General features: G+C 66.9%; 8 protein-coding genes and 1 pseudogene. 5 read left to right on the forward strand and 4 right to left on the reverse strand.

Translation table 11 applies throughout. The features are described 5' to 3' along the window. The first annotated feature begins 141 nt into the window (after window positions 1-141). Genes ACF1B9_RS36785 through ACF1B9_RS36805 form a run of 5 tightly spaced genes read left to right on the forward strand, consistent with a single transcriptional unit; the run spans window position 142 to window position 5,846 of the window. Window positions 142-1,680 (forward strand): ABC transporter substrate-binding protein, encoded by a 1,539-nt coding sequence (locus ACF1B9_RS36785; RefSeq protein ID WP_391746823.1) that lies wholly within the window; start codon window positions 142-144, stop codon window positions 1,678-1,680. 16 nt (window positions 1,681-1,696) lie between these two features. Further along, on the forward strand, window positions 1,697-2,797 hold the full coding sequence (locus ACF1B9_RS36790; protein WP_391746824.1) for an ABC transporter permease: 1,101 nt from the start codon (window positions 1,697-1,699) through the stop codon (window positions 2,795-2,797). Window positions 2,798-2,800: 3 nt separating this feature from the next. After that, complete coding sequence (locus tag ACF1B9_RS36795) at window positions 2,801-3,736, forward strand: ABC transporter permease (protein WP_391746825.1); 936 nt, start codon at window positions 2,801-2,803, stop codon at window positions 3,734-3,736. Further along, on the forward strand, window positions 3,733-4,830 hold the full coding sequence (locus ACF1B9_RS36800; RefSeq protein ID WP_391746826.1) for an ABC transporter ATP-binding protein: 1,098 nt from the start codon (window positions 3,733-3,735) through the stop codon (window positions 4,828-4,830). The genes ACF1B9_RS36795 and ACF1B9_RS36800 overlap by 4 nt, the downstream gene beginning before the upstream one ends. Continuing rightward, window positions 4,827-5,846, forward strand: coding sequence for an ABC transporter ATP-binding protein (locus ACF1B9_RS36805; protein ID WP_391746827.1), 1,020 nt, complete (start codon window positions 4,827-4,829; stop codon window positions 5,844-5,846). The genes ACF1B9_RS36800 and ACF1B9_RS36805 overlap by 4 nt, the downstream gene beginning before the upstream one ends. Window positions 5,847-6,091: 245 nt before the next feature. Here ACF1B9_RS36805 and ACF1B9_RS36810 read toward each other — a convergent pair whose 3' ends face one another. The 4 genes and pseudogenes from ACF1B9_RS36810 to ACF1B9_RS36825 form a co-directional block, all read right to left on the reverse strand. Beyond that, entirely contained in the window at window positions 6,092-6,247 is a 156-nt protein-coding gene (locus ACF1B9_RS36810) for a hypothetical protein (RefSeq protein WP_391746828.1), read from the reverse strand. Beyond that, window positions 6,244-6,523 (reverse strand): annotated as a pseudogene (locus tag ACF1B9_RS36815) (IS5/IS1182 family transposase); the annotation flags it as partial. The pseudogene ACF1B9_RS36815 and the gene ACF1B9_RS36810, both read right to left, overlap by 4 nt. After that, on the reverse strand, window positions 6,511-7,248 hold the full coding sequence (locus ACF1B9_RS36820) for a Wadjet anti-phage system protein JetD domain-containing protein (RefSeq protein WP_391746831.1): 738 nt from the start codon (window positions 7,246-7,248) through the stop codon (window positions 6,511-6,513). The pseudogene ACF1B9_RS36815 and the gene ACF1B9_RS36820, both read right to left, overlap by 13 nt. Before the next feature lie 107 nt (window positions 7,249-7,355). Next, window positions 7,356-7,958: a hypothetical protein gene (locus ACF1B9_RS36825; protein ID WP_391746829.1), complete on the reverse strand. Its 603-nt coding sequence runs from the start codon at window positions 7,956-7,958 to the stop codon at window positions 7,356-7,358. Window positions 7,959-8,685: the final 727 nt, after the last annotated feature.

Consider the following 8,685-nt stretch of genomic DNA (forward strand, 5'->3'; position numbering starts at 1 on the left):
GTGCTGTCCATCGACAACGGCCGACGCAGACTGAGTATCATCGCGGTGGCTGTCTGCCTCGTGGCAGGCCTCGGGGCCTGCACCAGCGGGACCACTGACACCATCGGGGGCACGGGCGGCAAAGATGCTGCGTCGCTGACCATGACCGCTGGGGCCGTGACGACCTGGGCCCGCAACTTCAACATCTACTCGCCCGCCAGCGACAAGAGCCCCGCACCGCGGCTGCTGTTCGAACCGCTGGTGCGCGTCGACTACACCCGGGGTGCCGAGGTGGACCCCTGGCTGGCCAAGTCCTTCGACTGGAACAGCAAGGGCACCGAACTCACCTTCCACCTGCGCACCGATGTCGCCTGGTCGGACGGTAAGAAGCTCACAGCCGACGACGTCGTCTACACACTGCGCCTCATGCTGGAGCACCCCGAGCTCAACCGCGCCGGCGTCACCTACCAGAAGGTGACCAAAGTGGACCGCGCGACCGTCAAGGTCACCTGGGACCACACGGCCTACTCCGAGCTCAGTGGCTTCGGGACCGGCAACCTGGACATCGTGCCGCGCCACCAGTGGGCCGGCAAGGACCTCAAGACCTGGACCAACAACAATCCGGTCGGCACCGGGCCGTACGCCCTCGGCGGCTTCAACAGCCAGCAGGTCACCTACAAGGCCCGCAACGACTACTGGGGCGACCGAGTGGCCGTACCGACCATCAAAGTCCCGGCGCTCCTCGGCGACGCGACCAAGCCCAAGATGCTCACCGGTGAACTCGACCTGGCCACGTCCGCGTGGGCCGACGCCGACAAGGACTTCGTGGCGAAGAACCCGAAGACGAACGTCTACGCGGTGTACGCGACGGGCGGCAGCACGGCGCTGTACTTCAACAACGCCGTCGCCCCGTACGACGACGTCCATGTGCGGCGCTCCCTCTCCGCGGCGGTGGACGCCCAGAAGATGCTCTCGCTCAACAACACCGGCCAGGCCCCCGCGAACATCACCGGGCTCGACGAACAGGCCTATGGCGACGTCATTGCCGACGAGTACCGCGGCAAGGTCAACCAGCAGGACATCGCGCTCGCCAAGAGAGAACTCAAGGCCGGTGGCTACACGGTCAAGGACGGCAAGCTCGTCAAGGACGGCAAGTCCTACCCCCTGGAACTGAAGATCGTCCAGGAGTACGCCAACTGGCAGGCATACGCGCGTGGCTTCGCGGACCAGGCGAAGAAGGCCCTCGGCCTGAACGTCAAGGTGACGCCGGTGCAGTCCTCCAGCTTCGACCCCGAGGTCAATGAGGGTGACTACGGCATGGCCTTCAACTATGCCGGGAGCGGCACCGGGGTCTACAACTCCTACTCCGCCATGCTCGACAGCTCGTACGCCAAGGCGATCGGCCAGAACTCCAACTTCGACAACACCGAACGCTGGAAGGACCCGCAGACCGACCGCCTCCTCGACCAGCTGCGTGCGACGGACGACCCGGCACGTATCAAGGAAATCTCGGCGAAGCTCGAGAAGATCGTCGCCGAACAGGTGCCACTGCGCCCACTGTTCCAGAGCGTCTGGTTCATGGACATCAACACCAGCCGCTGGAAGGGCTGGCCCAAGCCCGGCACCGACGGCTACATCCCGCACTTCATGAATGGCCCGGACTTCACCCTGACCCTCCAGCATCTCAAGCCGGCCGCATAGGAACAAGGACCGCGCCATGACCGAATGCACCGCGGAGGAGACTCCTTCCTCCGCCACATCCGCAGCGGCCGGGGCCACGCCCGCCCCGGTCGCAGCGCCCGGGCGCCGCCGTTCCTCCGGCCGCTGGCGGCCGCTGCGCAGGCGAATCGGCTTCTACCTGGTCGCCGCCTGGGCCGCTGTCACCGCAAACTTCCTCATTCCGCGCCTGATGCCCGGCGACCCCGCGGAGGTCATTCTCCGTCAGTTCCAGAAGACCTCCGGGGGAGAGCAGCTGCCGCCGGGGGCCGTCGACAACATCCGGGCCCTGTTCGGCGACCCGAAAGCCAACCTGTTCCAGCAATACGTCGACTACCTCGGCAACCTCGCGCATCTGGACCTCGGCGTCTCCGTGAGCCGGTTCCCCGTGCCCGTCTCCGACCTGATCACAACGGGCCTTCCCTGGACCCTGATGCTGGCCGGAGTCTCCACCGTGCTCGCCTTCGTCATCGGGATCGTCCTCGGCGTCGTCGCCGGGTGGCGGCCGGGGCGCGTTGCCGACTCGGTGATGGCCCCGCTGGCGATGTGCACCACCTCCGTGCCTTACTTCTGGATAGCCCTGCTCGCGGTTTGGGTGCTCGGCTTCAAACTGCGCTGGTTCCCGCTCTCCGGCGGATACGCACCCGACGCGATGCCCGGATCGATCAGCTACGTCCTGAGCGTGCTGCACTACGGAGCTCTGCCGGTGGCGACGATCATTCTCGCCTCCGCAGGAAGCTGGCTGGTGGGCATGCGCAACATGACGGTCACCACCGTCAGCGAGGACTACGTCCAGCTCGGGCGTGCCAAGGGCCTGTCGCCCTGGCGGGTGATGACCCGCTACGGCGCCCGCAACGCGATCCTGCCCAGTTTCACCAGCTTCGCGCTGGCCCTCGGTCATGTCGTCGGCGGCTCCCTGCTCACCGAGATGGTCTTCTCCTACCCCGGTATCGGATTCCTGCTGTTCGACGCCATCGACAAGCGGGACTACCCCCTCATGCAGGCGGTCTTCCTGCTCGTGACCCTGGCGACCCTGTTCACCAACTTCGTCGCGGACTCCTTGTACACCCTGCTCGACCCGCGCACCCGGGAGGTGAGCTGAACCATGAAGGACTTCCTGCACAGCTGGAAGGTCCGCACGGGCCTCGCGATCCTGTTCCTGTACGGCCTGCTCGCGATCTTCGGCCCCAGCCTCAACTCCCTGCTCGGTCTGGACCCGCACGCCATCGACTATCAGGCCACCCAGCAGCCGCCGTCCGCCGAACACTGGCTGGGCACGACCACCGGCGGAGAGGACGTCCTTGCGCAGCTCCTCGTCGGAACCCGCGGCTCGATCATGGTCGGGCTGATCGCCGGGACCATCAGTACCGCCATCGCGGTGCTTGTGGGAGTCATCGGCTCGTTCGCGGGCGGCCACGCCGACGCGTTCGCCAACTTTCTGACGAACCTCTTCCTGGTCGTCCCCGTCTTCCCGCTGATCCTCGTTGTCGCCGGATATCTGCAGGGCGGCGGGGTGCTGATGATCGGGCTCCTCATCGGCTTCTTCGGCTGGCCCGGCGGAGCGCGTACCCTGCGGGCCCAGACACTGAGCCTGCGCCAGCGGGACTTCATCATGGCGATGCGCATGCTCGGTGAGCGCCGATGGCGTCTGGTGTGCGTCGAGACGATGCCGCACCTGGCCGGCTGGATCTCCGCGATGTTCCTGCACGCGGTGGTCGGCGCGGTACTCGCCGAGGCCGGGCTCGCCTTCCTCGGTATCACCAGCCCTGACGCGGTCAGCTGGGGCACGATGATTCAGCAGGCCAACCAGCAGTCGGCATTGCTGCGCGGAATGTGGTGGTGGTTCGTGCCACCGGGAGCCTGCATCGCCCTGCTCGGCCTGGCCACCGGTCTGGTGAACTTCGGCATCGACGAGATCGCCAACCCTCGTCTCAAAGCTGCACGGCGCAACCTCGTCCGCCAGGTGGACAGGCGCGCCAAGGCGGCCGCCCGGCCAGCCTCGATGCCGGCCGCCCCGCACACCCAGGAGGTCCCGTCATGACCGGCGCCGTACGCCCCGAGAGCACGGTCTCGGCCGACCCCGCGCAGCACCGGCAGGACCTCCTGCTCGAGGTGAAGGACCTCACCGTCGAATACGTCAGGCCCGCGCCCGACCCCGGTGTAGTGGCCTGCCGCGATCTGACGTTCGACCTGCACCGGGGTGAAATCCTGGGGGTCGCAGGTGAGTCAGGATCGGGCAAGTCGACGCTGATCACTGCACTGACCCGCTTGCAGCGAATGCCCGCCGTGACCACGAACGGCTCGATCCTCCTGCACCGAGAGGGCTTCGCACCCCTGGACCTGGTGGCGCAGCCGGAGCGCACGTTGCGTCGGCTGCGGTGGAGCGAGATGGCGATCGTCATGCAGTCCGCCATGGATGCGCTCAATCCGGTGATGCGGCTCGGTGCGCAGTTCGCCGACGTACTGCGGGCACACGACCCGACGATGGGCAGGAAGGCCGCGTGGGAGCGGGCAACCGAACTGGTCGCCATGGTCGGAATCTCCGCGGACCGGCTTCGCGCCTATCCGCACGAGCTGTCCGGCGGCATGCGTCAGCGTGCCTCGATCGCGCTTGCCCTGGCCTGCGAACCGTCCCTCATTGTGATGGACGAACCCACCACGGCCGTAGACGTGGTGATGCAGCGCCAGATCCTGTCGCAGGTGCTCCGCATGCGCGAACAGCTCAGCTTCGCCGTGGTCTTCGTCACCCATGACCTGTCCCTACTGCTCGAACTCGCCGACCGGATCGCGATCATGTACGCCGGACGCATTGTGGAGGAGGGTCCGGCGAAGGCTCTCTATGCCGACCCGAAGCACCCCTATACACGCGGTCTGCGAGACTCATTCCCGCCGCTCTTCGCGCCCAAGCGGCAACTTACCGGCATACCCGGCGCCCCGCCGAGCTTGGTGTCCCCTCCCGCAGGGTGCGCCTTCCACCCGCGCTGCGACCGGGCGTTCGCACCTTGCGACATCCGCACCCCCGAGCTCGTATCAGCGGGAGACCGCCAGGTGGCCTGCCATCTACATACGAGTGATCCCCTGCTTGCGGCCGAGCATTCGGAACAACCCGCCCCACAAGAGGAGTTGAGCCGGTGACGACCATCGTTCCCGAGCAGGCCCGAGATCGGGTCCCCGTACTCGAGGCGGTCGGGGTGAGCCGCCACTTCGATGTCAGCCGCGGCCTCGGCCGACATCAGGTGGTGCGCGCCGTGGAGCAAGCCCATCTCACGCTCCACCGGGGCGAGATCGTCGCCCTGGTGGGTGAGAGCGGCAGCGGCAAGACCACGCTCGCCCGGCTCCTCGCCCTCTTCCACGGTGTCACCGCGGGGGAGATCCGGCTGAACGGCACCGCCGTGCACCCGAAGTCCAAGGCCGCGCGGGCCTATCACTCGGCCGTACAGATGATCTTCCAGGACCCCTTCGGCTCACTCAACCCGCAGCGCAGGGTCCGGCACAACCTGGAAAGGGCGCTGTGGCTGCACGGCCATGCGGCGGCTTCGAAAAGCGAACGCAGGCTGCAGGTCCTCGAACTCCTGGAGAAGGTCAACCTGACACCGGCCGAGCAGTTCATCGACAAGCTGCCCCACGAACTGTCCGGCGGCCAGCGCCAGCGCGTCGTGATCGCCCGTGCCCTTGCGGTCCGTCCGAGTGTCCTGATCGGCGACGAGCCGATCTCGATGCTCGATGTGTCGATCCGCCTGGACATGCTCAACCTCCTTGCCCGGTTGCGGGATGAGGAGGGTCTCAGCCTGCTGTACATCACCCACGACATCGCCAGCGCCCGCTATCTCGCGGACTGTATTCATGTGATGTACGCGGGACAGATCGTCGAGTCGGGGCCCACCGAAGAAGTCATCCAGCACCCCAAACATCCTTATACAAAGCTCCTGTTGGATTCCTCACCCGACCCCGAGCGGCTCCTTGCCCCGGACGCTGGCAGCGCCTTCGACATCACCTCGTCGCCGGGGGAACCGCCGAGCCTGATCGCCCCGCCGCCAGGCTGTCGCTTCCACCCGCGCTGCCCGCTGGCACGTGCCGAGTGCGGGCAGGCTGCACCGCCCCGGGTCGCCTTCTCCTCAGGACAGGTCGTGGACTGCGTCCTGCATACCTGAACGGCGGTTCTCCTCGGGCGAGAATGCGAGCAGGAATGTGCGGTCGGTCACGGAGAAGAGTCCTCCTTCGACCGACAGCCGGTATCAGTCGCCGTTCGCCTTCTCATGCAAGAGCGGGTCGAGGACATCCAGCATGACTTCGACGCGGGCCTTCCTTGGACAACTCGGTGCCTGGCCGGTGACGAGGGGTGGAACGTGCCCTTCGGGCTCGCTCCACCCGTCCTGAGGTCTCTGCGCACAAAGGGCTATGACGGCGCGCAGTGTCTGGCGCGGGCACCAATGTACTCCGGCTCTCCGCTATCGAGCACGCGTAGCAAGGTCTGCTCGCGCAGGTGGTCGGCTCGTGCGGTGGTCTCGTCGTGTTCGGCCTGCAGCGGCCGCAGGAGTTCGGCGACGTTCACGCGGCCGGCTCCACGTCGTCACGCCAGGCGGCGGTGGGGGTGGTGAGGCGGCGGAGCATGCCCGCGGTGGAGGCCCAGTACACGCGGGAGGCCGCGTTGTCGGGCCGGTGGTCGTAGTCACGGGCGAGGCGGCGGTGGTACGGGGGTGCCGTTGACCTGCTCGACCACCCACCGCTTCGGCTGCGGAACGAAGCCTTTGCCCTGGTCGTCGGGGTTGCGTCGGACCACCTCGACGGTGATGTCCTTCACCGCTCCGTGGATGATCACGGCGGGCCGAGCTGCGTGCCGTTGATGGAGGCTCTTGCCGGGATGGCGATGCCCTCGGCGTCGAGGTCGCCGTAGTAGACGATGCGGTGTATGTCGGGGAAATCGGCGACGTTTTCTACGGATGCTTCGAAGGCTCGTCCGGAACCGAAGGCGATGTATCCGATGCGCCCGGGGGCGGGTTCGAGCAGGTGACGCAGGGTGGCGTAAGTGTCGCTGTTTTCCACTACGAGGACAGTGTCGCCGTCACCGAGCCTGCGGTGGGCAAGTGGGGGCGGTTCGCGGTATGTAGCGAGTTGTTCGAGGGTCAGTCTGCCAGGGGCGAAGAGGGCTCCGGTGATCAGAGCGTCGAGGCGCTTTTCATAGCGGAAGATCTCGTATGAGCGTTCGCGCAGGGGAAGGGGAGCGCGTCGGGTTGGGTGGTTTTTGGTGTCTCGGAACCAGCGGTTGCAGGCGAGAAGGTCCTCGGTCTGGGACGCGGTCAATCGGGCGTCATAGGCCCAGTTGAGTTCGGGCCGCCACGACACATGCTGGCGTGGGGTGGCGTGTTTCGCAGGCGGTGCGGTGGGGATCCGGACCTGTTCCGGAAGAGCTGGGTGGCCGGCGTCCCATTTGGCGCGGGAGGTGGGCAGGCCGAGGATGCCGTGTTCGGCGATTTCGTACAGCAGCGTGGCGAGGGTGCTGCGCGCGTTCTCGCCGCTGGCAGCGCCCGGCAGCGCTTCGCGGAATGCCTCCATGAGGGTGGCCCGGCTGACTGTGACGCGTTCGGCGCGGGCTTGGAGAGCGGCGCTGAATTGTGCTGCGGCGGGAGAGAGCGGCACCTTGTCTGGATCCGTGGGCGAGGTCACTGAGTGTCGCTCTGCTTCCTGTACAGACGTGCCGAGGTCAGCAACCCGGCGGGTTCAGTGGCGTCTTGGTCGGGGGCGATGCGGGGCGTAGGGATGAGCGCGTTGCGTACCTGGTCTTCAAGTCGGATGAGGGAGAGGCCGCTTCGGGCTTCGGCGTCGTTGCGGAGCTGGATGCGCATGGGGAAGCGGGAGGTGACGTCCTCGTCGCTCAGTCCGGTGGTGTAGATCAGCTGGATGCCCAGAGCTGCGGCCATCTCCATCTGGATGTCGACGAGGTATCCGGCGTTGGCCCGGCCGATGGGGTTGTCGAGCAGGAGCAGGCCGCCGTTGCGGGTGCGGCTGCGGGGCCCGGGGGAGGTGCGCAGGGCGGCGAGTGCGCAGTACAGGAGGATGGCTCCGGTCAGTTCCTGGCCGCCGGAGAAGACGCGGCTCATCTCTTCGACGGGGACGCGGTCCAGGCGCTGGGAGGCGTTGGGTTTCATGACCTCGGCGGTGAACCCGCGGGGGACGGCTGCGAGGAGGCAGCGCATGACGACGTCGATGCCTTTGAGATTGCGGGTGCGCTGATTGCCGGCCAGCGCGTCGATGGATTCGTGCATCTGGGCCGTGAGGGCAGGCAGGTCCGGTTTCTTGTAGCGGATGGTGAGGAACTTCTGCCCGGACCAGGGGGCGTCTCCCTCGGGGAAGGCGGAGAAGCGGCTGGCCTGGTCGAGGCGCTGCAGGAGGTCGGTGACGTGGCCGCTGAGGTGTGAGGCGAGGGTCTCACGGGCGCCTTGGCCATGCCTTCGAGGTCTGAGGTCAGGGCTGCGATGCGGGAGGCCAGTGCGTTGGTCCAGGTGGCGGCCATCGCGGGAATGTGGTGGCTTTCCAGGGCGGAGATCTGCGTACGCAGGGGGATGTCGAGTCGTTCGAAACGGACATCGCCGGGTACTTCCTTGAGCCGGCTGACGCTTCCTTCCAGCTTTCGCTCCGTCTGGAGTGCTTCGTCCCGGCAGGTGGTGTGGGCGGCGACCGCCTGGCGGGCGGCGGATGTGGCGGCCTCCGCACTGCCGTCGTAGGGCGGCTGGTCCAGCGGGACGGTCAGGCCGTGGACTGCGGTTTCCAGCATCGCTAGGACACGGTCGAATGCCGCCAGGTCCTTTGTGGAACTGGTCTGATTGCGGCGAGCGGTGTTGAAGGCGTCCTGGGCAAGACGTTCCTCGCTCTGAGCCGTGCCCAGTTCGCCTGCGGCCTTAGCCTCAATCCGCCGAGGTGGTTCGAGAGTGATCTCCTGATCGATTTCTGCGTCCGCTTTGGGCTGGTGGCTGGGTGTGGGCAGGTGGTATC

The sequence above is a fragment of the Streptomyces sp. NPDC014727 genome (genome assembly GCF_043083485.1).
Lineage (GTDB): Bacteria > Actinomycetota > Actinomycetes > Streptomycetales > Streptomycetaceae > Streptomyces.